The sequence below is a fragment of the Maribacter sp. MAR_2009_72 genome (assembly GCF_007827235.1).
GTDB classification, from domain to species: domain Bacteria; phylum Bacteroidota; class Bacteroidia; order Flavobacteriales; family Flavobacteriaceae; genus Maribacter; species Maribacter sedimenticola.
The window spans coordinates 3036774-3063285 of the sequence record NZ_VISB01000001.1 but is presented as its reverse complement, the minus strand read 5'-3'; the positions used below and the strand labels follow the sequence as shown (position 1 = coordinate 3063285).

Below are 26512 nucleotides of genomic sequence, written 5' to 3'. Positions count from 1 at the left end.
TTGTACATTTGCAGCCCTTATGAAAAATAAAATTAGAGATACTGCAACACAACTTTTCTTAGAACGTGGTTTTAAGAGCATTACAATGGATGACATTGCCAATGAAATTGGCATGTCCAAAAAGACCATTTATAACGAGTATACCAATAAGACAGAATTGGTGCAGGATTGCATGCTTAACAAATTCAATGAATTAAGTGCTGGAATAGACATCATTATTGCCATGGACAAAAATGCCATTGAAGAACTATATGAGATTAAGAAGTTTGTAATGGCTCATTTAAATGATGAAAAGGCATCGCCACAGTTTCAACTAATGAAATATTACCCTAAAATTTATAAGAATTTAAGGCTCATGCAATTTGACAAAATGCAGGCTTGCGTTCTATCCAATGTGGAAAGAGGGTTAGAACAAGAGCTTTATAGGCCAAATTTAAATGCAGAGTTTGTTTCTAGGATATATTATTCTGGTATGAACAGTATTAAAGATCAAAATCTGTTCCCCTTACAACAATTTCCTATTGGGCAATTAATGGATTCATTTTTAGAGTATCATTTACGTGGTATTGTAACACCTAAGGGTAAAAAGATATTAAACAACATCATCAATTCAAATCAAGAATAAATGCGAAACCAACTAATGATTATTATTGCAGTCCTCTACTTAAATTTTGGATATGCACAGGAACAAACATATAGTTACACACTAGAGGAAGCTGTGCAGTTTGCCTTGGAGAACAATTACGCGGCAATTAATGCGGAAAGGGATATTATAGATGCCCAGAAACAAAAATGGGAAACTATCGCAAGCGGTTTACCTCAAATTAACGGCGCCGTAAGTTATCAAAACCAATTAAAGCAACCTGTTTCCCTATTGCCTGCAGAATTGGCGGGGGGTGAGGCAGGTACGTTTATTCCGGTTATATTTTCACAGCCCCAATCCGCCACCGCCACCGCAACATTGACCCAACAAATTTTTGATGGTTCTTATATTGTTGGCGTACAGGCCACGAAAGCGTTTTTGAGCTATAGTGCCAATAATAAGGAGAAGACCGCTCTGGATGTTAGGAAGCAAGTAGTAGAGGCTTATGGAAATGTACTTTTGGCAGAGGAAAGTGTGGATATTTTGGAAAAGAACAAAGCTACGCTTGAAAAAAACCTATACGAGACTTCCAAACTATATGAAAATGGCCTTGGGGATGAAGAAAGTGTAGATCAACTTCAGATTACCCTTTCGTCTATTGAAAACCAACTGCAAAACGCTTTACGGCTTAAGGAAATTACCTTACAGATGTTGAATTTGAGCATGGGCCTAGATTTGGATATACCAACAAATCTTAAAGAAAACCTAGAGGACCTTACCGTTTCTAAAATAGATTTGGGCATAGTGGGCTCAGATTTTAACATCAATGATAATGTAGACTTTAAATTAGCGGAAAATGTAAACCAGCAACGCTATTATGAATGGAAATTGGCCAGAAGCAGGGCGTTGCCTACGTTGAACGCATTTGTAAATTATGGTTCATCTGCATATTCTGATAATTTTGATTTTTTAAGCAGCGATCAGCAATGGTTTGATTCTTCTATATTGGGCTTTGACCTAAGCATTCCTATTTTCAGTTCGTTTAAACGTAGTGCATCTACCCAAAGAGCAAAAATAGCCTTGGAAAAAGCAAAGACCCAGTTGACCGAGGCAGAACAACAGATCCGCTTACAACTGGAAAATGCCAAAAACAGTTATACGCTGGCCATTTCCAACTATGAAACGGCCAAGCAGAATTTAGAACTATCTGAACGTATAGAACAAAAAAACCAGATAAAATATAAAGAGGGACTTGCTACCAGCTTTGAACTTAGACAAGCGCAAACACAATTATATACTACGCAGCAAGAATATTTACAGTCCATGGTAGAAGTGATCAACAAAAAGACCGAATTAGAAATTATACTAAATAAAAAAGCCTAATAATCAATCAATAAATAGATATCATGAAAAAAATTATAGCATTGTTCATAACATCGGTTGGTCTTGTTTCCTGTGGTGGTGGAGACCAAACGGTAGATGAAATCATAGCCCAAGGAGACCTTGAGACCATACGCGCAAAAAAAACCGAAATCACATCACAACAAAAATTAATTGAATCTCAAATCAAGACTTTGGATTCCGTTATCGGCATATTGGGCAATGAAGAAAAATTACCTTTGGTAAACACATTAACGGCCAAGAACGAGGTATTTAACCACTATTTGGAACTACAAGGAGATGTAAGTACCAAGCAGAATGTACTTATCTATCCTGAAATGTCCGGAACGTTACAAAAAGTTTATGTACAAGAAGGGGACCGTGTATCTAAAGGGCAGCTATTGGCTACCATAGATGATGGGGGCATGTCCAATCAACTGAACCAATTAAAGGCACAAGCAGAATTGGCAAAAACTACTTTTGAACGTCAAGAGCGTTTATGGGAACAAAATATAGGGTCAGAAATACAGTATTTACAGGCCAAGACCAATTATGAAGCTGCTGAAAATATGGTTTCACAAACACAAAGTCAATTGGGCAAGTCAAGTATAAGGGCTCCTTTTTCAGGAATTATTGATAATGTGATCAAGGACCAGGGAACGGTAGTTTCACCGGGCCCTGGATCTGAAGTATTCCGCCTTGTTAATTTATCGGATATGTATATTGAAGTTGAGGTACCTGAAACGTATTTAGGTGCGGTTTCCAAAGGAAAGGAAGCGTTGGTATATTTTCCGGTATTGGGCGACAGTGTCATCGCAAAGATTAGGGAGACCGGTAATTTTATCAATCCTGCAAACCGATCGTTCAAGGCAGAGATTCCAGTGGCCAATAAGGAAGGTAAAATAAAGCCAAATTTAACGGCAAAGGTTAGTTTAAACGATTATACCAGTGAAGATGCAATTCTAATACCTACCAGTATAATCTCTGAAAATGCAGAAGGTGAGCAATATGTTTTTGTTGCGGAAAAGCCTAATGAAAATGGGGAATCTATCGTTAAAAGAACAATCATTGAAACAGGAAAAACCCAAGGTGCAAATATTGAGGTTCTGTCAGGTTTGGACAATGGTGACGAAATTGTAAAGGAAGGTGCAAGAAGCGTAAAGGACGGACAAAAAGTTAAAATTCAAAAATAAGGTCAATGAGCAAAGTACAAAAAAACGCTGATAAAGAATTCAGCCTATCGTCTTGGGCCATTGATAACCCATCGGTCATTTATGTAATGATCGGTATATTTCTTTGGTTAGGGTTTAGTGCCTATATGGATATGCCTAGGGAAGATTTTCCGGAAATTGTAGAAACTAAAATTTACATAAGTACACCTTACCCCGGGAATACCGCAGAGGATATTGAAAAATTGATAACAGACCCGTTGGAAGACCGGTTAAAAAATATCAGTAATGTCGTAGAGATTGTCTCAACCTCACAAGAGGATTATGCAATTTTAACCGTGGAGTTTGATGAAGAAATTACGGTAGAACAGGCCAAACAGAAAGTTAAGGATGAAGTAGATAGTGAAAAGGCCAGTGAGGATTGGCCTACGTTCAATGGGGCAAAAGTAGAGCCAAATGTATTTGACCTTAACTTTTCTGAAGAAGTCCCTATTATGAACATCAATTTTACCGGGGATTATCCAGTTGAAAAACTAAAGGAGTTTGCCGAGTATCTGCAGGATGAGATAGAAGATCTTCCAGAAATAAAACAAGCGGATATTAGAGGTGCCCAGGACCTAGAGGTAGAGGTAGCCGTTGACATCTATAAAATGATGGCGGCCAAAATAAGTTTTCAGGATGTCATCAATGCCATTAGCAATGGTAATATGACCTTGTCCGCAGGAAATTTAAAAACATCAGGACAACGCCGTACCATAAGAATATTAGGGGAAATAGAAGACCCCAAGGAGTTGGATAATTTTGTGGTAAAATCTGAAAATGGTGCTGTTTATCTAAAGGACATTGCACAAGTAAATTTCAAGGCCAAGGACAAGACTACCTATGCTCGTGAATACGGCAGTGATGTCGTCATGCTAGATGTAAAGAAGCGGGCCGGTAGAAATGCTATTTCTGCGGCGGACAAGATCAAGGAATTGGTAAAAAAGGAAAAAGAGAATTATTTCCCGCCAGATTTGAACATCTCTATTGCCAATGATTCGTCTACACGAACATTAAACCAAGTAGATGATCTTGTAAACAATATCATATTTGGGATAATTCTGGTAGTTACCGTGTTAATGTTCTTTTTAGGGTTTAGAAATGCATTGTTCGTAGGTTTTGCTATTCCTATGTCCATGTTCATGTCATTCGTAATTCTTTCTTGGTTAGGATATACGTTAAATACAATGATTCTATTTGGAATGATCATGGGACTTGGAATGTTGGTAGATAATGGTATTGTGGTTGTTGAGAACGTGTATCGTTTAATGGACGAGGGCATGTCACGTGTAGAGGCCGCAAAAAAAGGAATTGGCGAAATTGCCTTTCCTATTATAATTTCTACCGCTACTACAGTAGCAGCGTTTGTTCCATTGGGCTTATGGCCGGGGATATTTGGTCAATTTATGATTTATTTCCCCATTACGCTTTCCGTAGTACTAGGTTCATCCTTGTTTGTTGCCATTTTCATGAACTCCATGCTCGTTTCGCAGTTTATGAGTACAGATGAAAAGGAACTGACTTTAAAACAACTTATTCGGATAAGTGTTATACTAGGTGTGCTAGGTACCCTCATCTTACTATTTGGTGGGGCCATGCGAGGCTTGGGAAGCGTTTTGATTTTGACCGGAATTATGTTCTGGGCCTATAAATATGTTATTAAAGGTAGCGCTCAGAATTTTCAGAAAAAGACCATGGCACGTTTTGAAAACTGGTACGAACGCCGCTTAATGCATGCCTTACGTGGTGGTAACGTGTATTGGTATTTTGGACTTACCTTTATTGCTTTGATTGCCGTTTTCATGTTGTTTGGTATGTCCGTAGGAAGCGGGCGGACCAAAATTGAATTCTTTCCGGATAACAAACCCAATGAAATTTATGTCTATGTAGAATATCCAGAAGGTACATCCATAGAAAAGACCAATGAAATCACCAAAGAAGTAGAAAATCAAGTCTATGCCATAATGGATGACCCTAAATACAAGAAGAACGGGGAGAATTTCATGATGGCCTCTGCGGTATCGGTCGTTGGTGAAGGTGCCGGTAACCCGTTAACCGATGGTGGTTCTTCGGCGGAAATGCCCCATAAAGGAAAAGTTACGGTTAACTTTAGTGAATACAAATACAGAGAGGGCCTGAACACTGAAGATATAAGAGCTCGTGTTCAAAATGCATTACAGGGTATATACCCCGGGGTCGCCATATCCGTAGAGAAAGATGCCAATGGTCCGCCAGCAGGTTTTCCGATCAATATTGAGTTAGAGGGTAAGGATTATGATGAATTGATCAATACGGCGGAAGACATTAAGAATTACATCAATACCAAAAATATTGCGGGTATTGAAGAACTAAAGATTGATGTCAATAAGGGAAAACCCTCCATGCAGGTTATCGTTGACCGCGAAAAAGCAGGTGAGTTGGGCGTTGCAGTAGGTCAGGTAGGTAGTCAGTTAAGGCGATCTATATTTGGTGAAAAGGCCGGTGTTTATAAGGAAGATGGTGAGGATTATGATATAAACGTTAGGTTTAATGAAGATTTGCGGTATAATAAAAGTGCTCTTTTCAATCAAAATATCATTTTTAGAGATCCTGCAAACGGACAAATCAAGGAAATTCCAATTTCTGCGGTAGCATCTGAAAAAAATACATCGGGCTTTAGTGCTATAAAGCACAGGGATGGTAAAAGAGTTGTAACTATATATTCTGGATTAAAACCAGGCTTTACAGATGCCGGTGCAATTGTTACTGAAATACAGCGGGAAATGGAAAGTTTTGATGGTACTCCGCCAACCGTTAAAATAGATTACACCGGTCAACTAGAAGAACAAGCGAAACAACAAGCCTTCTTAGTAGGTGCCTTTTTCTCTGGTTTAGGATTGATTATGTTGATATTGATATTCCAATTTGGTGGTATTTCCAAACCATTGATCATTATGATTGCCATTTTTCTAAGTTTTATTGGTGTATTTGGCGGATTAATGTTGACAGGATGGTCATTTGTGATCATGATGACCATGATGGGAATTATTTCACTTGCCGGAATTGTGGTAAACAATGGGGTGGTATTGTTAGACTATACCCAAATATTGGTAGACCGTAAAAAAGTACGATTGGGAATGGATGACAGTGACCTATTGTCCATGGATGATGCCACCGATGCCATGATCGTAGGTGGTAAGGCAAGGTTAAGACCGGTTATCTTAACGGCAATAACAACCGTTTTAGGGTTAATTCCACTGGCAATTGGCCTTAACATTGATTTCTTCGCATTATTCTCTGAGTTTAATCCACATATTTACATTGGTGGGGACAATGTTATATTTTGGGGGCCTTTGGCATGGACGGTAATTTTTGGATTGCTCGTAGCCACGTTCTTAACACTTATTATAGTTCCTGTTTTGTTTAATATCGTTTACCGGATCAAGATAAAATTGAGAGGTTTAGGAACTAAGCAAGAACGTCAAGAAAATTTAGGTAACGCCGTTTAATCAAACTTCCAATTAACAAAAAAGGCCCGTATCAATGATACGGGCCTTTTTTTATCCTGAATTAAAATTAATTAATTACTACAGGAGATTTTGTTTTGGCATTGTTGACACTTGCAATTCTATTATTGTCAAAGTTTACTTCTTTTTGAACATCACCTTCCCAAAATAACCACTTTCCGGTCTTAATTCCATTTTCGTAATTGCCCATGGCAATTTTATCTCCATTTTCATTGAACATCTTCCACTCACCTTCTAACTTTTCATTCAAGAAATAACCTTGTTGTGCAATTTCTCCATTAGCATGAAAATAAGTTGCTTTTACTTTATCGCCTTCTTTCTCAAAAGTAGGATCAACTTGTGCGTATGTTCCAAACGACATTGCCATTACGGCTATAATCAACAATTTCTTCATAACAATTATATTTTTTGAATTGACTTTTATCTATACTTAACGATATAAAGATACAATTATTTTGCAATTTATCAATGTTTAGCTAACTATTACGTAACATTAAATTAACATTGAAAATATAACCCACTGTTTATCAATAGTTAATGTATTTTATTTTAACACATTGTCTGTGGCTTTCAATTATGAAAACCCGTTTGAAAATAATGATCTATAATGAAATAGACTTCTTAAATTTGCCCATTCATTAAAGCACATATTATGTATAGAAGCCATTCTTGCGGGGAGTTAAGAAATTCACACATTGGTACAACAGTTACCCTATCTGGTTGGGTTTCCAAAACAAGGGACAAAGGTTTTGTTGTATGGATAGATTTACGTGACCGTTACGGTATAACCCAACTTGTGCTCGATGAAGACCGTACCTCAAAAGAATTATTAGAGCAGGCAAGAAATTTAGGCAGAGAGTTTGTCATACAAATAAAGGGTGAGGTTATAGAAAGAGCTTCAAAAAACGCTAACATTCCAACAGGAGATATTGAAGTTTTGGTTTCTGAATTGACCATTTTAAACGAATCTAAGACTCCGCCGTTCACTATAGAAAACGAAACCGATGGTGGCGAAGACCTTCGTATGAAATACAGGTATTTGGATATCCGCAGAAATCCGGTGAAGAACAACCTTATTTTTAGAAGTAAGGTAACCATGGAAGTTCGTAAATTTTTATCTGGTGAAGGCTTTATAGAAGTGGAAACTCCGTATTTAATAAAATCTACCCCAGAAGGAGCAAGGGATTTTGTAGTACCTAGCCGTATGAACGAAGGTCAATTTTATGCCTTGCCACAATCGCCACAAACCTTTAAGCAATTATTGATGGTTGGTGGCATGGATAAATATTTTCAGATTGTAAAATGCTTTAGGGACGAGGACCTGCGTGCCGATAGACAGCCAGAATTTACACAGATAGATTGTGAAATGGCTTTTGTAGAACAGGAGGATATTCTTAATGTATTCGAGAATTTGACCAAATACCTTTTAAAAGAAGTGAATGGTGTTGAAATTGAGTCGTTCCCAAGAATGACCTATGATGAAGCCATGTCTAAATATGGTAATGATAAGCCAGATATTCGTTTTGGAATGGAGTTCGGCGAATTAAACGCTGTGGCACAACATAAAGAATTCGGCGTGTTCAATTCCGCTGAATTAGTTGTGGGTATTGCAGTACCAGGTGCAGCATCTTACACTAGAAAAGAATTAGATGCCTTGGTAAATTGGGTGAAACGCCCACAAGTTGGTGCCAATGGAATGGTGTACGTAAAATGTAACGAAGACGGCAGTTTTAAATCTACCGTTGATAAATTCTACGATCAGGACGATTTGGCAAAATGGGCAGAGTTAACCGGTGCTAAACCAGGTGACCTTATTTGCGTTCTTTCTGGTGACGCCAATAAAACAAGAACACAGTTAAGTGCCCTACGTATGGAAATGGCAACCAGATTAGGGTTGAGAAAGCCAAACGAGTTTGCGCCATTATGGGTAGTTGATTTTCCTTTATTGGAACTTGATGAGGAAACAGGTCACTACCACGCCATGCACCACCCGTTTACATCACCTAAACCAGGTCAATTAGAATTATTGGATACTGATCCAGGTGCTGTACGTGCCAACGCATATGATTTGGTATTGAACGGTAACGAAATAGGCGGCGGTTCTATTCGTATTCATGATAAAGAAACACAAGCAACCATGTTTAAGCACTTAGGTTTTACACCTGAAGAAGCAAAGGCACAGTTTGGGTTTTTAATGGATGCCTTCCAATATGGTGCCCCACCACATGGCGGATTGGCATTTGGTCTAGATAGACTTGTAGCTATTTTAGGCGGACAAGAGACCATACGTGATTTCATTGCTTTCCCTAAAAACAATAGCGGCAGGGATGTCATGATCGATGCGCCTGCAGCAATTGACAACGAACAACTGAAAGAATTGAATTTGAAGTTAGATATTCAAGAATAATCTATTTTCATTAACTATTTATGAAAAACCTGCCTCTGAGCAGGTTTTTTTGTTTTAGAAGCATATTATTTGATTCCAGAGGGTAAAGCAATACCTATACCTAACCTACCAATCAGATTTAGAAGAAATCAAAAACAAAATCATAGCAACTAATTAAATACCTTTGGAGACCATAATCGATTTGGTTTTAGAATGCCCATCCAAAAAAACAAACTTTTAAAACGTATATATAAATGGAGGTATAAACATATCTCACAGAAAACATTTATATATATACTAAGTGTTGTAGTTGGCCTGTTAGCAGGTTTAGCATCGGTTACCCTAAAAAACATCACCTATTTTATTGAAGCATCCCTTGAAAAAGGAATCATTTTTTCCAGTAACCAATTGTATTTCATTTTACCTATTATTGGACTCACATTGGTGTATCTATATGTTAAATATGTGCACAAGGAAAAATTGAATCACGCCGTATCCTCCATTCTTTTTTCTTTGTCCAAAAACAAAGGACTTATAGATGTAAAGCAGGTCTACACCCAACTTTTAATAGCTCCTCTAACCGTTGGTTTTGGTGGTTCGGTGGGTTTGTTGGGGCCAGCCGTGGCAACCGGTGCCGCTATAAGCTCCAACCTGGGAAGATTGTTCCATATCAATTCAAAGACAAGGTCCCTATTGATTGCTTGTGCATCTGCAGGAGCTATTTCGTCTATTTTTCAATCGCCCATTGCAGCCATCATCTTTGCTGTAGAAGTATTTAGTCTTGATCTTACCATGATATCCATGCTACCACTATTATTGGCATCAATAAGCGGTGTACTTACCTCCTATTTTTTTATGGGAAATGAGGTATTGTTCAATTTTACGATCACAGAACCTTTTGAAGTAAAGGATACCCTGTTCTATATTCTATTAGGAGTTGGTACTGCCGTAGCTTCGATCTACTTTACCAAAATGTACTTTGGAATCATTAATTTGTTTAAACCCTTAAAAAGTCCAAAATACCGGCTTTTGGTGGGTGGTCTAACCATTGGTGTAATGCTTTATATGATACCGCCATTGTATGGTGAAGGTTTTGTTTTTATAAACAACTTACTAATTGGTGATCATATACAGGCTTTGGGTAAAACGCCTTTTGACAATTATATAGATAATATTTGGGTCGTAATAGCTTTGCTTTTTGGCATTACCATTTTTAAAGCCGTAGCCATGACCACAACGTTGGCAGCAGGAGGTGCGGGTGGTATATTCATCCCCACTATGGTAATGGGTAGCGCACTGGGTAATGTTGTGGCAAAATTGATTAATAATTCCGGTTTGGGATTTACCGTTTCCGAAAGTAATTTTACCTTGATAGGTATGGCAGGATTAATTGCCGGGGTACAACATGCTCCACTGACCGCAATTTTCCTAATTGCCGAAATTACAGGTGGCTATGCCCTATTTGTGCCTTTAATGATTACTGCGGCCATCTCTTATATAATTACTAAAAACGCGGTAGATTATACAATATATACCAGGGAATTGGCAGAAAGCGGGGAATTGTTGACACATAATAAAGATCAGGCGGTCCTTACGCTAATGGATCTTGATACGGTAATAGAAACCAATTTTAAACATGTATATCCAGAAATGACCTTGGGCCAAATGTTGCACGATTCCGTTGCAAAATCTACAAGGAATATTTTTCCGGTTATAGATCCCAATCACAAATTCCTTGGTATTATTTTATTGGATGATATACGGGAGTTTATGTTTGATACTAAACTGTATACTACCATCAAGGTTGAAACATTTACTCATAAAGCTCCGGACCAAATAAATTATGGTAAGGATAGTATGCAAACGGTAATGCAGAAATTTCAGGATACCGGTGCATGGAACCTTCCTGTAGTCAATAACGGAATATATATGGGTTTTGTGTCCAAATCTAAATTATTGACCGCCTACAGAAGGGAACTTATTAAGTTTACCAAGTAAGAAATGATAAATAGAAAATTATACCATTAATGATGAAATATATTATAACCGCCGTTGTACTCCTATCCATAGGCCTTATAATTTATGGCTTTAACCTTGAGCCTGAACATGCAGATTTGGCGAACAAATATATTGGGTCCGGAACGTTAGGGCTTTTTTTGATTGCCATGCCCTTATTTTTAATTAAAGAAAGTAAAGGCAAAAAATTTAAGGATTATATGCTGACCGATGAAAATGTGCGTAAAATGCAAGGAAAAAAACCTAGAAACACTGATAATCAAGACTCTCCAAAAAAATAATTTTCTTAATTTTTGCTATTCAATTTAAAAAACACTTAAATTAGAGTGTAAATTTCAAAATTGCATTCGTATGACTGGTACTGTAAAATTTTATAATGTTTCTAAAGGATATGGCTTCATAACCAATGATGAAACCGGCAAAGATATTTTTGTTCATGCTACGGCATTGAACGGAACTGAACTTAAGGAAGGAGATAAAGTCAGTTATGAGGAAGAAGAAGGAAGAAAAGGTATTGTCGCAGGCCAAGTTCAAGTACAATAAACATATTCTTTTATACTTAAAATGAACAAACCATGTTTTACATGGTTTTTTTATGGTAAAATGTTACTTTCTTTTTCCGGCAAAGAACCGCTGTAATAACAACGCCGCCTCTTGTTCCATTATACCGCCCTCAATGCTCGTTTTAGGGTGCAGGGTCGTTCCCATGGCCCCACAACCTCGTTGAAGATCTTTGGCAGCATATACGATCCTTCCTATCTGGCTCCAATACAAGGCACCCGCGCACATCTGACAAGGTTCCAATGTAACGTACAATGTACAGTCCTTTAAATATTTGCCTCCTAGAAAATTTGCCGCAGAAGTAATTGCCTGCATTTCTGCATGTGCGGTTACATCGTTCAATTTTTCGGTAAGGTTATGGGATCTTGCAATGATTCTATCTTGTATAACTATGACGGCTCCTACGGGTATTTCTCCGGCATCAAAAGCATAAGTTGCCTCTTGCAACGCTTTTTTCATAAAATAACGATCATCGAACGGTAAAACCATACCAGCAAAAATACAACAGTTTCATTTTTATTAAAGTATTTTTGTAGGTTCATTAGGACCACAAAGTGAAAGCAATTCTAGAACATATAGACTCCCCTAAAGATCTCAGAACCTTAAATCCTGAAGAATTGACTCATTTGGCGTTTGAACTACGGCAATTCATTATAGATATAGTGTCTGCCAAAGAAGGACATTTAGGCGCTAGTCTTGGTGTTGTGGAACTTACCATTGCCTTGCATTACACATTTAATACCCCTACGGACAAATTAATTTGGGATGTGGGTCACCAGGCCTATGGCCATAAGATTCTCACGGGAAGAAAAGCTATTTTTGATACCAATAGACAATTTGGAGGCATTAGCGGATTTCCCAAAATGGAGGAAAGTGAATATGATGCTTTTGGTACGGGGCATAGCTCTACCTCAATTTCCGCACTTTTGGGTATGGCATTGGCTGCAAGGCTACAGGCCAATTTTACACGCCAGCATATTGCGGTAATCGGAGATGCATCCATTGCCAGCGGCATGGCCTTTGAAGGGTTGAACCATGCGGGGGTGACCAATGCAAATATTTTGGTGGTTTTAAACGATAATGCCATGGGTATAGACCCAAGTGTGGGAGCGTTAAAAAAATACCTTACGAATGTTAAGACCGGAACGGCAAAGGAAGAAAATATATTCGAATGCTTAAACTTTCATTATTCCGGTCCGGTAGACGGCCATAACCTACCCCTATTGATCAGCGAACTGGAGCGATTAAAAAAAATTGAAGGCCCCAAGTTATTGCATGTCATTACCATAAAAGGAAAAGGGCTAAAGAAGGCAGAAGAAAACCAGGTTGTTTACCACGCCCCGGGCAAATTTAACAAGCAGACCGGCGAACTTGAAAAAAGTAGCACGAACGCACAACCTCCTAAATTTCAGGATGTGTTTGGCAGGACTTTGGTAGAACTAGCACTTAAAAATGATAAAATAGTAGGATTAACACCTGCTATGCCCACAGGGAGTTCTATGAAATTTATGATGGATGCATTGCCTGAACGTGCATATGACGTTGGAATAGCCGAGCAACATGCAGTAACCATTGCGGCCGGTATGGCGGCAGATGGATTAATTCCGTTTTGTAATATATATTCCACATTTTTACAACGTGCCTATGATCAGGTTATCCATGATGTGGCGTTACAAAACCTTCCGGTTATTTTTTGCTTGGATCGGGCAGGTCTAGTAGGTGAGGATGGGCCTACCCATCATGGTGTATATGATATAGCCTATTTAAGGTGTATTCCTCATTTAATGGTATGTTCGCCCTTGAACGAAATTGAACTGCGCAATATCATGTACACGGCGCAACTTGGTTTACATGGACCTATTGCTATTAGATATCCTAGAGGAAGGGGCTCCATAGTAAATTGGCAGCAACCAATGAAAAAAGTGGCCTTAGGCAAGGGTCAACAATTAAGAAAAGGAAACCATATAGCCATTTTGAGCACCGGCCCAATAGGAAATAACGTTATTGAACTCCTAAACGAAATAGATTCCGGATCCAAGATTGCACATTATAATTTTCCATTTATTAAACCCTTGGACAAGGAGTTGCTAAAAGATATTTTTCAAAATTTTGATCATATCATTACATTGGAAGATGGAGCGGCCATTGGCGGTTTTGGCAGTGCGGTGCTAGATTTTGCAAATAATATTGAAATGAATAAAATTATTAAGATATTTGGTATCCCAGATGTCTTTATACCCCATGGGCCTACCCTAGAATTGTATAAAGAGGCAGGGATAGATAAGATGTCCGTAAAAAAATATGTACAACAGTTTCTATGAAAAGAATAATTTCAAGATTTCTTCAAAATTTATTCCCGTTGTTTTTTTTGGTTGCATTGGCAACCCAGGCCCAGGATACCATACCGGCACCAATTATTGTAGATAGTGTGTATTTAGATAGTACGGCGGTAGATACCATTGTTATACGCCGGACATTGGATAAGATCTATTCACCCAAGAAGGACGTTAACCTGCAAATACCAAACATAGATTTTAAGAAAACCAAGACCTTACAAAAAGGCTTTCAACGATTTAGGGTACCCTCTTTCTGGGAAACCGAAAATAGTTTTGGTATCAATATAAGTGAGGTTGCTTTTGTCAATTGGAACGCTGGTGGAGATAATGCCGTAAGTGGATTAGGGTTCTTAAAATTTGCAAGAAAGTACAAATTCAATAATTTTCAGTGGGAAAACAACCTAGAGCTTCGCTATGGATTAAATGCACAAGAAGGACGTAAACTAAGAAAGACCGAGGATGTAATACGGTTAAGTTCCAATTTAGGCTTTAAGAAGGATAATACCAGTAGATGGTTTTACTCGGTACAGCTCAATTTTAATACCCAGTTTTCCAACGGTTATAAATATCCCGATAGGGATACCCCAATTTCAAGGTTTATGGCACCAGGTTATCTACTATTTGGGGCGGGTACCTCTTTTATAACAAAAGACGAAAAGTTTAATCTTTATCTATCTCCACTAACCCAAAAATCTACTTTTGTTTTAGACCAGGATTTGGCGGACAATGGGTCGTTTGGTGTACAGGAAGCCGTTTTAGACGCAGATGGTAACGTAATAACTCCAGGTGAGAACCATTTGCTGGAAATTGGTATACTTATAACCAACAATTTCAATTATACCCTAGCAGATAACATTGAATTAAAAAGTAGGATAAACCTGTATACGGACTACATCAAAAGCTTTGGTAACATTGACGTAGATTGGGAGCTAAACCTACACATGAAGGTCAACAAATATATAAGCACAAGTCTGGGCACCCAATTAATCTATGATGACGATATTCTATTTGATGTGGTAAAAAACGACAATGGCACAATTGTAGACCCCGGCACTCCTAAAATACAGTTTAAACAAGTATTGGGGGTAGGTATACTTTATGGCTTTTAAAGCTGCTTTCCTTTGATCTTGGTATGAATATGTACGGCAGCACTATCGGAAAGACTTGCCACATAACTACAGGTGTTCAATAAAATTTCATAGATAGAGCCCTCAGTTTGCCTATATGGTCCAGGTAAGGTCCGTAAAATTAATTTATGGTAATTAGACACGTTCCGTTCTTTTTTACCGATTAACGCGGCAATATAAACATCAAGAATATCAGATATAATGGTATACCCCGCAATTTCCTTTTCTACCACTTCTTGAGCTTGGTAAATATTCTGTATGCTTAAATTGATGATATCTTCAATTTGGGCCTTATACTTACTTTTATCCATCAACGAACAGTCAAAAGTACCATTTAGAATACTGTCTTCGTTCGCTATAAAAATAGCAACCGCATCTTGGATCAAGGTATTAATGGCCAATGCACGCAAATAGCTTAACCTATCTTCCATAAATTCCAAAGAATTGTATTTTTTGGTATTAATGGTATCCTTAACAAGTTTTATTAAATATTCAAGTGCATAATCTTCTGAGATAAGTCCAAGGTTTATACCATCTTCAAAATCAATTATGGTATAACAGATATCATCTGCCGCTTCTACCAAGAATGTCAATGGATGCCTACCATAGGATATGGTATTAGTAGAACCCCTAAATGGTAATCCAAGGTCTTCCGCAACATCTTTAAAAATGAGTTTTTCACTTTGAAAAAATCCAAACTTTTTATCGCATATATGATCGGAAGGTTTTTTGGGAAGGGATTCCTTTGGATATTTCATAAACGCCCCAAGAGTAGCGTTACTAAGACGTAATCCACCGGTAACACCTGCCCTATTTTGGGTCAACAATCTAAATCCGTTTGCATTTCCTTCAAAATCAATAATATCTTGATATTCCACGTCAGATAACTGTTGTTTAAACCGAACACCATTACCTGTTTTAAAATATTCACCGATTGCTTTTTCCCCACTATGGCCAAAAGGAGGATTTCCAATATCGTGTGCCAGGGCCGCAGCTGCAACAATGCCGCCTATATCATTGAACTTATATCCGTGTACTTCCTGTAAATAAGGGTGTTTCTCTATTATCTTCTTCCCTGCAAGCCTTCCTAGACTACGACCAACTACAGATACCTCCAGGCTATGGGTAAGTCTTGTGTGCACAAAATCTGTTTTGGACAATGGTATTACTTGTGTTTTATCCTGTAAACTTCTAAAAGCCGAAGAAAATATTATCCTGTCATAATCCACGTCAAAACCCAAACGGGTCTCATCCTGCTCATTGCGCAAGCGTTTATTGTTATCTCCCTGTCTACGTAATGAAAGTAATTGCTCCCAGTTCATTTGGTTTTTGTTTGAAGGCTGCAAGATACATTTTTTGCTTTTTCATAAATGGACCAAGCTTCTTTAAAAATAGAAACCGGAACCAAAATCTTAACCATAAGAACATATATTCATAATTGTGACCTAACCTTAACTTAACCTTGCAGTCATTTCTTTGCAGAAGAAATTTAAAGTATACATGAAAAGATTAGTTCTTTTATTCGCAATGTTAATTGGTTCTTTAGTGTCCGCACAGGAGACAAGTGCTATTCAGGGTCAAATATTGGACGCTGAATTATTCAATGAGCCATTACTAATGGCTACGGTAACCATTAAGAATACTTCTATAAGCACCCACACTAATTTTAGGGGAAACTTTGAATTTGATAACCTTACACCCGGTTCATACCAACTTTTAGTTCAATTTTTAGGTTATGAACCAATAGAATTACCTGTAACCGTTGCATCTGGTGAAACCAAGAATATACAGGCAAGTTTAAAGGCCAAATCAATGAGCATGGCAGATTTATCAGCCCAAAAAACCTCATCCAGATAATATATTGATATTAGATACGTCTACTGTTCAGCATATAACGTACATATGATTTCTAGTACTACTAGTTTTTGTCGACTTGGTTTTTTGAAATCATAAAGCTACCTACCCGGTAGCTTTTTTTATGCGTCCTATGCAGAAGTCAATGATTGTTATTCAGTTAAAAATTCATTGTATAGCAGAAGAGAAGCATAAAAATACAGGTTATTTTTAATTAAATATGAACTTAACGTTCATTTCGGTAATTTGCAGTCGACAAAAACTAATAGTAAATGAAGTATAACCTTTTTTGGTTTAGCCTTTTTTTGCTGTACTTCAGTGCAATAAAAGGCCAGGAATCCAATGCTCCTACTTTTGGTAATGGATTGTTCAACCTGGTAGGAAAAGATAGTTCCTGGACAATGAAAGTTGGGGCACGTATGCAGATTCTGGCTACAAATACGTGGAACTCGGAGAATGGAGGCCTTACCGACCCGGAACAAAATTTTCTAGTAAGAAGGGCCAGGTTAAAATTTGATGGTTTTGCATATTCCCCCAAATTGGAATACAAAATAGAATTAGGACTTTCCAATCGTGATATTTCCGGTGCTTCCCAATTTACAGGTAATGCCCCACGCTATATTCTTGATGCGGTGGTAAAATGGAATTTTTACGAAAATTTTGTGCTTTGGTTTGGTCAAACAAAACTGCCCGGTAATATAGAGCGCGTAATTTCTTCCGGTAATTTATTGCAAGTAGACCGCTCATTATTGAACGGAAGGTTTACAATTGACAGGGATATGGGCTTCCAGTTAAGGCATAAAACCAATATAGGCCAAAAATTTTTGATTCGGGAGATTTTTGCACTATCGCAAGGAGAAGGAAGAAATATTACGACCGGGAATTTGGGCGGACTGCAATATACATCACGATTAGAATTGTTGCCATTTGGAGAATTTTTAGGAAGAGGGGATTATAAGGGAAGTGATCTAAATAGGGAAAAGACTCCAAAACTGATGATCGCAGCTACTTATGACAGTAATCAGAATGCCGTAAAGTCCAGAAGTAACCAAGGCTCCTATCTATTTAATGATGTAGGTTTTTTTGAGACCAATATCAATACCGTCTTTATAGATGCCATGTTTAAGTATAATGGTTTTTCGTTTATGGGTGAATATGCCAATAGAACGGCCAAAGACCCTATAGCTAAAAATTCTGATGGCTCTGCCACGGGGTCCGTAGTTGAAGTGGGTAGCGGCCTAAATTTGCAATCAGGTTATTTATTTGAAAATAACTGGGAAGTATCTGGCCGTTTTACAACTATTGGTTTAGATCAGGAAATAACAGGTCAAAATACTCAAAATCAATATACTTTAGGACTTTCAAAGTATATTGTGGGTCATAAACTTAAAGTGCAGAGCGATCTTAGCTATCTTTCACAAATAGCAAGCACGGATATTTTGACATATAGATTACAATTAGAAGTTCACTTCTAGTAAAATAATAACATTAACCTAACATTGCAGCCATTGGCGATAATGATATTTGCAAATTGATATCGAACGAAATTATGGATAATATATATTTTTTAATGCTTATTGCACTTGCCGTACTGGCCATAGCAGATCTTGTGGTAGGTGTTAGTAACGATGCGGTAAATTTTTTGAATTCCGCCATTGGTTCCAAAGCTATTTCCTTTAAGACTATAATGATTGTCGCCAGTTTTGGAATTGCTGCCGGCGCTTTGTTTTCAAGTGGTATGATGGAAGTGGCGAGAAAGGGAATTTTTAACCCTGGTGAATTCTATTTTGATGAGATCATGTTCATTTTTATGGCCGTGATGATAACGGATATTCTATTACTTGATTTCTTCAATACCTTGGGCATGCCAACTTCAACTACGGTATCCATAGTTTTTGAACTATTGGGTGCGGCCGTAGCCATGTCCTTGATCAAAATTGGTGCGGACAATGGTAGTTTTATAGATGTAATCAACTATATCAATAATGATAAGGCCATTCAGATTATATTTGGCATATTACTATCTGTAGTTGTCGCCTTTACCATAGGTGCAATGGTACAATGGGTATCAAGATTGCTCCTGTCCTATAATTTTGAAAAAAAACCTACATGGGTAGGCGCCCTTTTTGGAGGCTTTGCATTATCGTCCATGACCTACTTCATATTAATGAAGGGAATTGGAGGAACGGCTTTTGCCGGCGAATCTTACGACCTAATTGGGGGTATAACCATTAAAGAGTTTTTAGAAACCCAATTATTTGCTTTGGTAGGGGCAAACTTCTTGGTTTGGTCTACGTTTTCATTTATCTTAATGAAATTTGCCAATGTAAATATTTATAAATTGATTATTGGCGTTGGTACCTTTGCTTTGGCATTAGCTTTTGCCGGTAATGATCTCGTCAATTTTATAGGGGTTCCAATTGCCGCTTGGCAATCTTATGAGGCATGGTTAGCCTCTGGGGTAGAGGCATCGGAATTCAGTATGGGGATTTTGGCCAAAAAGGTCCCAACACCAACATTACTGTTATTTATAGCAGGTATGGTCATGGTCCTTACCTTGTGGTTTTCCAGTAAAGCCAAAAGTGTTGTGAAGACTTCCATAGACCTTTCCAGTCAAGAAGACACCAAAGAAAGGTTTCAGCCTAATTTCTTGTCTAGAGGGCTGGTACGTTTAGCCATTTCATTATCAACGGTCTTAACGAACGCAATTCCAAGTTCCCTTCAGGAAATGATAGATAAGCAGTTTAACAAACCTGTAATTGCCCTATCAAAAAAGAAGGTCCATGAACTTCCGGCATTTGATATGGTACGTGCTGCCGTAAACCTTATGGTAGCCGGCATATTAATCTCTATTGCTACATCTTACAAATTACCGTTATCTACAACCTACGTTACTTTTATGGTTGCAATGGGTACTTCACTTGCCGATAGAGCTTGGGGTGCTGAAAGTGCGGTATATAGGGTTGCCGGGGTGCTCAATGTAATAGGTGGATGGTTTGGAACCGCCATTATAGCATTTATAGCCTCTGGAATCATTTTAACCTTGATCAGTTTTGGAAAGGGTGCCGCGTTGGCAGTACTATTATTTGCCGCCATTTTATTATTGGCAAGAAATTATATTTCACATAACAAGAAAGCCAAGGAGTTAAAAGCGGAAGATTCACTTAACAGGGCAGAGAGCAGTTCTATACAAGGGGTAATATTTGAAAGCGCCATGAACATTTCCAATGTTCTTAAAAGAACCAATAAAATTTATACCAACACTATAAACGGTTTGGCCAAACAGGACGTAAACTTGCTTAAAAAGAACAAAAAGCAAGGCGAAAAACTCTCCAATGAAATTGATGACCTAAGAGACCATATTTTCTATTTTATCAAAAACTTAGATGAAAATAGCGTTGGGGCCAGTAATTTTTACATTAATACTTTGGGCTATTTAACAGATATTGCTCAATCTCTTGAATATATTGGAAAAGTTAGCCATAAGCATGTAAACAACAATCACAAAAAATTAAAGTATAACCAGATCAAGGAATTAAAGCAAATAGATTTAAAATTGGAGGAAATATTAAATCAGACCCAAGATGCTTTTTCAAATCAATCCTTTGAACAAATTGGGAATGTACTAAGTCAGAAACAGGAACTTTTTCAGATGGTATCCGAAAAGATACAGACACAAGTAGCAAGAACAAGGACGGAAGAATCCAGTCCAAAGAACACCACCCTTTATTTTTCACTCTTATTGGAAACTAAGGATTTAATGACATCCGTAATGAATTTGCTACAGCAATATCATAATGAGCACGATAGCTCCGTAGCTCCGGCTACGATAGAATCGCCTAAAAAATAATACCGCTGTAACACATTAAAATAATAAGTACCTTGTCCTCATAAATAGTATATGATGACAAGGTATTTTTATTTGGCTACACTACTACTCCTTTCTTTTTCCACTAAGGGCCAAGAACTAACAGGAGAACAATTACTTGAAAATGCCATTTCCTTTCATGATCCACAGGACAATTGGAACACATTTAAAGGCAAGTTGCTTATTGAAATGGAATCTCCCAAAGCCACTTTGCGCAGCACACTAATTGAACTGGACCTTCCCGCTACCTATTTTAAATCTACCGTAAAAAGGGATGATTACACCATAGAATCAGAACTACAAAAAGAGCATTGTGTTTTAAAATACAATGGCAAAACCTATATTGCCCAACAGGTTAGGGATAGTTTAAGAATTACCTGCGATCGCGCTAAACTAATGAAGGATTATTATACGTATTTATATGGCCTGCCAATGAAATTAAAAGATCCTGGTACCCTTATTGACCCCAAGGTGGTTAAACGCACATTTAAAGGAAAAGATTACTTAGTATTGAAGGTCAAGTATGAAAAGGAAGTGGGGCAAGATACTTGGTATTTTTATTTTGATCCAAACACCTATGCCATGGAAATCTATCAATTTTATCATGATGAAAGTAAGAACGATGGGGAATATATTCTTTTGACCGATTTATTAACGATAAATGATATAAAATTTCCAAAAACCAGGGCATGGTATTACAATAAGGACAATACCTATCTTGCCACAGATAAGTTACAAATACCACAATAGAATTAACGATAAAAATTCATTTCATCCATATATTTCCAGACTTCCGGTGGTAACAAGGGTCTTATATTCTTACTATTTTTATGTGCTTTTCTAATAAAGGTCGATGAAATTTCCATTATGGGCGCATTCACCCTATGGATTTTTTCATGTGTTTTAAACCGGTGTTCCACAACACCTTCTGATACTCTTGGGTAAACATAAATAGCATGGTTTTCCAAAATAGTTTCATAATTTTTCCATTTATGAAATCCTTTTAGATTGTCCTCACCCATAATTAACGAAAAAGTGTATTGGGCAGGATGTTTGTCCATTAAATGTGCAAGTGTATTTACGGTATAATTGGGTTGTGGTAAATCAAACTCAATTTTACTGGGCCTTAATTTTGGATAATCAACGGTAGCCTCATAAACCATTTCATACCGGTGATGGTTGTCCAATAGTGTTTTTTTAGTCTTAAACGGACTTTGTGGAGTTACCACGAACCAAACCTCATCCAAATCTGAAAACTCCGCCATATGGTTCGCAATGACCAAATGACCTATATGTATAGGGTTAAACGTTCCAAAGTATAAACCAATATTCTTCATTGAAACTATATTAATCCTCTCTTACGAAATCCGCCACAAGGTCAACGGCCTCTTTTAAGGCAACATCTAGATCATAATTCTTGATAATCTTATCAAATTGTGGAGCAGTTGCCAATTCTACGGATGCTTTTGCAATACGCATATTAATTTTATCCTCACTCTCTGTACTTCGTTTCTTAAGTCTGATCTTAAGTTCATCAACACTGGGAGGCTTCACGAACACGGCCAAGGTAATATCTGGAAATTTTTTCTTGATTCTTAGTCCGCCTACCACATCAATATCAAAAATAACGTTCTTACCCTCGGCCCATAGGCGCTCTACTTCACTCTTAAGTGTACCGTAAAAATTATCCCTGTATACTTCTTCCCACTCTAAAAAATCATCGTTTTTTATATGGTTCTTGAACTCGGATACGGACATGAAATAATAATGTTCCTTATTCTTTTCCTTTCCTCTTCTAGGTCTTGAGGTTGCAGAAACAGAAAAGGCCAAGTTCAATTCCGGTTGGGCCAATAGGTGACGTACAATGGTAGTTTTTCCACTTCCTGAGGGTGCAGAAAAAATAATTAATTTTCCCCCTTTCATCTATAATACATTTAACATTTGTTCCTTAATCTTTTCCAGCTCATCTTTCATTTGAACTACTAATTGTTGCATAGGTGCGTAATTGGCCTTAGAACCAATTGTATTGATCTCACGGCCGATCTCTTGAGAAATAAAGCCCAATTTTTTACCGTTACTATCACTTGAACGCAAGGTTTTTCCAAAATAATCAAGATGGTTGGCCAGTCTTACCTTTTCTTCGGTGATATCATATTTTTCCAAATAATAGATGAGTTCCTGTTCAAATCTGTTCTCGTCCAAATCGGTCTTTAGGTCTTGAACGGCTTTCTCCAATCTTTCTCTTATGGTTGCTTGACGTTCTGGATCAATGGCCACCACATCTTTCAACAATTGTTGTAAAATGGCAATACGGTCCAAAAAATCCTTTTCTAGCACACCGCCTTCTTCTGACCTAAAGTTATTGATTTCAACCAAAGCCCCTTCCAGTGCCTTTTTAATTGCTATATACTCTTCCTCGTCAATATCTTCCTTTGCGGTTTTCATGGCATCTGGGAATCTAAGCGCCATTTCCAATAATCTTAGGTCATCACCGGTTGCAATATTTTTTAACTGTCCCATATATTGTTTTACCGCGACCTCATTTACTTGAGAAGTAGTTTCATCACCGGTAAGTTCAACATATAGACTAAAATCTACCTTGCCGCGCACCAAGGAGTTGGCTATTATCTTTCTTAGCTCCAATTCCTTTTCCCTATAATTTGAGGGCATACGTGCATTTAAATCGATACTCTTACTATTGAGCGATTTAATTTCTACCGTAATTTTTTTATTGGGCAATTGTATTACATGCTTACCGAAACCGGTCATGGATTGGATCATATACGCATTTTAAATTTTAACAAAGGTAAGGTAAATGTAAAATTCAGGTTTTACAGTAACCTTGTAATAGAAAAAAGGAGCAAACAGCCTATGGGTCGTTTACTCCGTTAAAGCATTTTTTAATAGATTATAGTTCCCTAACCCATATATTCCTAAAGCTCACACGACTATCGTCCCCATGATCTTGCAACAATAAGGGGCCCTTGCCGTGAGGGGGATTTTTGGGCCAACCTATATAAGGAGTGGTACCTTTTAGCTCTACGTGATCTTGTACAAGAACTCCGTTATGAATAACGGTTATATCACCAGATTTTATCTTACCTCCTTCGTCGTTAAACTCAGGGGCATGATAGATAATATCATAAGTATTCCATTCACCAGTGGGTACAGAAGCCATGGCCAATGGCACATGTTGTTTGTAGATTGAAGCCACTTGGCCGTTTACATAGGTCGGGTTGTCGTTTTGGTCCAATATCTGAACTTCATAAATGCCATTAAGAAATACACCGCTATTTCCCCTGTTTTGACCTTTGCTTTGCACAGGCAAAGGAGATTTCCATTCAATATGCAATTGAACGTCACCAAAATTTTGCTTGGTCTGTATATTTCCCGTTTTATCATTAACGGTCATACTGCCATCATCATTTAAATGCCATTTTGCGGCAGTACTATCATTGGCACTGATCCAGTTTTCCAAACCTTTACCATTAAAGAGTACAATAGCATCACTTGGTGGTGCCCCATTTACACTTGGTTTTACCACAGGAACCTTTGGTTCATAAAATTCCGTTTCCTCTGGTGTGGTAGGTTCTTCACCCATATATTCCTCATGTACAATAACGTTGTCCCCCGCTTCGCTCTCTATGGCGTCTACCTGCTCTACCTGAACTTTTTCTTTACAGGATGTAACCCCTAACATCAGGGCGATTATACTAAATAAATAGAAATTTTTCATGAACGTATGCTTAGGTTATAGTTGTTTTATTTTGATGTTTCTAAAGGAAACAATATTACCATGATCCTGTAGACCGATTTTACCCGTTTTAAATGTTCCAAACCCATCCCAACCTGCAAATTTAGAATTGGCGACCATAGTATTCCATTCCTCATTCGCTATGGGGAAGGTCACCATTTCCGTACCGTTCAACATTACTTTTCCACGGTTATTCTTATGGTCTACGGTCAATTTCATGGTATTCCATTCCCCAACAGGTTTCGTAACATCTTTTGCCGGTGGCACCATATCATATAAAGCACCCGCCTGGTGGGTGGTACCAGCTTTGGCATCTGGGTGTTTGTCATTGTCCAAAATTTGTATTTCAGGTCCGGTTTGGTATCCGGTCTTAAATTTTTCATCTTCATTTACCCCCCAAAACACACCACTGTTTCCACCTTCGGATATTTTCCATTCCAAGGAGAGGACAAAATCGGTAAATTCCTCTTTGGTAACCAAATCGTGATTTACTCTTTTCTCTCCTTCACTAGGCGGCGTATACACCAAGGCATCGCCCTGTATGGTCCAAGCACCGCTTACGGAATCACTTTGAAATTCTTTCCATTTGTCCAAGGAAGAACCGTCAAACAAAATTTCCCAATCATTTTTAAGCATTTCCACTTCAGCCACATTTGCTTCTGTAGCCTCTTTTTTTTCCTGCTTACATGAAGCAATTAACAACAATACCGCAACACCTAATACTACTTTTTTCATTCTTGCTTTAATTTATAGTCCTAACATTTTTTTCAACATCTCCTTGTCAATTTCCGCGCCTGCAAAATCATCAAAGGTCTTCTCAGTAGCCTCAATAATGTGGTCAGAAATAAATTTGGCCCCTTCACGAGCACCTTGCTCAGGACTTTTAATACAACACTCCCATTCCATTACCGCCCAAACATCACAACCATATTGGGTCAACTTGGAGAATATGGTCTTAAAATCAATTTGTCCATCGCCCAAGGAACGATATCTGCCCGCTCTGTCTCCCCAATCATTATAACCACCAAACGCACCTTTTTTCCCTGTAGGATTAAATTCCGAGTCCTTTACGTGAAAGGATTTTATAAATTCATGATAGTGGTCTATATAGGCAATATAATCTAATTGTTGTAAGACAAAATGGCTTGGATCGTAAAGAATATTTACTCTTTTATGGTTACCCGTAGCTTCCAAAAAACGCTCAAAAGTATCTCCATCATGTAAATCTTCCCCTGGGTGAATTTCATAACAAACATCTACCCCTTCCTTATCAAAATGATTTAATATCGGCATCCATCTTTTTGCCAGTTCTTCAAAACCCATTTCTACGAGACCGGCAGGTCTTTGGGGCCAAGGGTGCATGGTATGCCACAATAATGATCCGGAAAACGTAGCATGTGCCTTTAACCCTAGCCTTCTACTTGCCGTGGCCGCTTTTTTTACGGTTTCAACGGCCCATGCCGTCCTTTCTTTAGGGTTGCCATGAACATTTTTTGGGGCAAAGGAATCGAACATTAAATCATATGCCGGGTGAACGGCAACTAATTGGCCCTGTAAGTGTGTAGAGAGTTCGGTAATCTCCAACCCGTACGAATTAACCTTCCCTTTCAACTCGTCACAATACGTTTGGCTTTCTGCTGCTTTATCCAAATCGATCAAAAAACTTTCCCAAGTGGGTATTTGTATTCCTTTATATCCCAAATCGGCCGCCCATTTACACATACCATCCAAGGTATTGAATGGAGCTTTACTATCTACGAATTGAGCCAAAAATACCGCTGGACCTTTAATTGTTTTCATAAAATTTTATACTATCGGTTATTTTAATTAGTTCGTTGTACCAATTCCTCAAATATGTCAATTTATCTTATATTTAAGAATTCTATAACACAATTCTGAACACCTTGAAGAATTGCTATAAATATAGGGATTA

Annotated in this window: 23 protein-coding genes; 14 read left to right on the top strand and 9 right to left on the bottom strand. The window is 37.9% G+C overall.

Features of this window, described 5'->3' with window-relative positions; translation table 11 throughout:
- Positions 1-19 precede the first annotated feature (19 nt).
- The 4 genes from JM81_RS12930 to JM81_RS12915 are packed head-to-tail and all read left to right on the top strand — an operon-like array spanning position 20 to position 6659.
- Positions 20-625, top strand: a complete 606-nt coding sequence (locus JM81_RS12930; RefSeq protein WP_144804004.1) for a TetR/AcrR family transcriptional regulator — start codon at positions 20-22, stop codon at positions 623-625.
- A complete protein-coding gene (locus tag JM81_RS12925) occupies positions 626-1966 on the top strand; it encodes a TolC family protein (protein ID WP_144804002.1) in 1341 nt (446 codons plus the stop codon).
- Positions 1967-1989: 23 nt separating this feature from the next.
- Positions 1990-3156, top strand: coding sequence for an efflux RND transporter periplasmic adaptor subunit (locus JM81_RS12920; RefSeq protein WP_144804001.1), 1167 nt, complete (start codon positions 1990-1992; stop codon positions 3154-3156).
- 5 nt (positions 3157-3161) lie between these two features.
- The gene (locus tag JM81_RS12915; RefSeq protein ID WP_144803999.1) at positions 3162-6659 is read left to right on the top strand and encodes an efflux RND transporter permease subunit; all 3498 of its coding nucleotides are present in this window, start codon (positions 3162-3164) and stop codon (positions 6657-6659) included.
- 67 nt (positions 6660-6726) lie between these two features.
- Here JM81_RS12915 and JM81_RS12910 read toward each other — a convergent pair whose 3' ends face one another.
- Positions 6727-7071, bottom strand: a complete 345-nt coding sequence (locus JM81_RS12910) for a toxin-antitoxin system YwqK family antitoxin (protein ID WP_144803997.1) — start codon at positions 7069-7071, stop codon at positions 6727-6729.
- 258 nt (positions 7072-7329) lie between these two features.
- Here JM81_RS12910 and aspS point away from each other — a divergent pair, with 258 nt between their 5' ends.
- From aspS to JM81_RS12890, 4 genes are all read left to right on the top strand, one after another.
- Entirely contained in the window at positions 7330-9084 is a 1755-nt protein-coding gene (aspS, locus tag JM81_RS12905; RefSeq protein WP_144803995.1) for an aspartate--tRNA ligase, read from the top strand.
- A gap of 192 nt (positions 9085-9276) precedes the next feature.
- On the top strand, positions 9277-11061 hold the full coding sequence (locus tag JM81_RS12900) for a chloride channel protein (RefSeq protein ID WP_144803993.1): 1785 nt from the start codon (positions 9277-9279) through the stop codon (positions 11059-11061).
- A gap of 29 nt (positions 11062-11090) precedes the next feature.
- Positions 11091-11360 (top strand): hypothetical protein, encoded by a 270-nt coding sequence (locus JM81_RS12895; RefSeq protein ID WP_315897754.1) that lies wholly within the window; start codon positions 11091-11093, stop codon positions 11358-11360.
- A gap of 70 nt (positions 11361-11430) precedes the next feature.
- Positions 11431-11622: a cold-shock protein gene (locus tag JM81_RS12890; protein WP_089258693.1), complete on the top strand. Its 192-nt coding sequence runs from the start codon at positions 11431-11433 to the stop codon at positions 11620-11622.
- Positions 11623-11685: 63 nt separating this feature from the next.
- Here JM81_RS12890 and JM81_RS12885 read toward each other — a convergent pair whose 3' ends face one another.
- The gene (locus JM81_RS12885) at positions 11686-12129 is read right to left on the bottom strand and encodes a nucleoside deaminase (protein ID WP_089258691.1); all 444 of its coding nucleotides are present in this window, start codon (positions 12127-12129) and stop codon (positions 11686-11688) included.
- A gap of 65 nt (positions 12130-12194) precedes the next feature.
- Between JM81_RS12885 and JM81_RS12880 the strand changes: the two genes are divergently transcribed.
- Both JM81_RS12880 and JM81_RS12875 read left to right on the top strand, forming a co-directional pair.
- Complete coding sequence (locus tag JM81_RS12880; protein ID WP_144803991.1) at positions 12195-13961, top strand: 1-deoxy-D-xylulose-5-phosphate synthase; 1767 nt, start codon at positions 12195-12197, stop codon at positions 13959-13961.
- Positions 13958-15085 (top strand): DUF3078 domain-containing protein, encoded by a 1128-nt coding sequence (locus JM81_RS12875; protein WP_089258687.1) that lies wholly within the window; start codon positions 13958-13960, stop codon positions 15083-15085. The genes JM81_RS12880 and JM81_RS12875 overlap by 4 nt, the downstream gene beginning before the upstream one ends.
- Here JM81_RS12875 and dgt read toward each other — a convergent pair.
- Positions 15082-16425: a dGTP triphosphohydrolase gene (gene dgt, locus JM81_RS12870; RefSeq protein ID WP_144803989.1), complete on the bottom strand. Its 1344-nt coding sequence runs from the start codon at positions 16423-16425 to the stop codon at positions 15082-15084. The two genes, JM81_RS12875 and dgt, sit on opposite strands and share 4 nt — an antisense overlap.
- Positions 16426-16603: 178 nt before the next feature.
- Here dgt and JM81_RS12865 point away from each other — a divergent pair, with 178 nt between their 5' ends.
- From JM81_RS12865 to JM81_RS12850, 4 genes are all read left to right on the top strand, one after another.
- Positions 16604-16960: a carboxypeptidase-like regulatory domain-containing protein gene (locus JM81_RS12865; protein ID WP_144803987.1), complete on the top strand. Its 357-nt coding sequence runs from the start codon at positions 16604-16606 to the stop codon at positions 16958-16960.
- A gap of 269 nt (positions 16961-17229) precedes the next feature.
- Positions 17230-18432 (top strand): porin, encoded by a 1203-nt coding sequence (locus JM81_RS12860; RefSeq protein WP_144803984.1) that lies wholly within the window; start codon positions 17230-17232, stop codon positions 18430-18432.
- A 74-nt stretch (positions 18433-18506) separates the two neighbouring features.
- The gene (locus JM81_RS12855; protein ID WP_144803982.1) at positions 18507-20807 is read left to right on the top strand and encodes an inorganic phosphate transporter; all 2301 of its coding nucleotides are present in this window, start codon (positions 18507-18509) and stop codon (positions 20805-20807) included.
- 51 nt (positions 20808-20858) lie between these two features.
- Positions 20859-21575: a DUF6503 family protein gene (locus JM81_RS12850; protein ID WP_315897753.1), complete on the top strand. Its 717-nt coding sequence runs from the start codon at positions 20859-20861 to the stop codon at positions 21573-21575.
- A 2-nt stretch (positions 21576-21577) separates the two neighbouring features.
- Here JM81_RS12850 and nadD read toward each other — a convergent pair whose 3' ends face one another.
- The 6 genes from nadD to JM81_RS12820 all read right to left on the bottom strand — a co-directional run bounded on the left by nadD (position 21578) and on the right by JM81_RS12820 (position 26379).
- The gene (nadD, locus tag JM81_RS12845) at positions 21578-22162 is read right to left on the bottom strand and encodes a nicotinate (nicotinamide) nucleotide adenylyltransferase (protein WP_144803980.1); all 585 of its coding nucleotides are present in this window, start codon (positions 22160-22162) and stop codon (positions 21578-21580) included.
- Positions 22163-22172: 10 nt separating this feature from the next.
- Entirely contained in the window at positions 22173-22748 is a 576-nt protein-coding gene (gene gmk, locus JM81_RS12840; RefSeq protein WP_089258673.1) for a guanylate kinase, read from the bottom strand.
- Positions 22749-23606, bottom strand: coding sequence for a YicC/YloC family endoribonuclease (locus JM81_RS12835; RefSeq protein ID WP_089258671.1), 858 nt, complete (start codon positions 23604-23606; stop codon positions 22749-22751).
- A gap of 127 nt (positions 23607-23733) precedes the next feature.
- Positions 23734-24561, bottom strand: coding sequence for a DUF1080 domain-containing protein (locus JM81_RS12830; RefSeq protein WP_144803978.1), 828 nt, complete (start codon positions 24559-24561; stop codon positions 23734-23736).
- A 15-nt stretch (positions 24562-24576) separates the two neighbouring features.
- Positions 24577-25314, bottom strand: coding sequence for a DUF1080 domain-containing protein (locus tag JM81_RS12825; protein WP_144803976.1), 738 nt, complete (start codon positions 25312-25314; stop codon positions 24577-24579).
- Between the two features lie 12 nt (positions 25315-25326).
- Entirely contained in the window at positions 25327-26379 is a 1053-nt protein-coding gene (locus tag JM81_RS12820) for a sugar phosphate isomerase/epimerase family protein (RefSeq protein WP_144803974.1), read from the bottom strand.
- Positions 26380-26512: the final 133 nt, after the last annotated feature.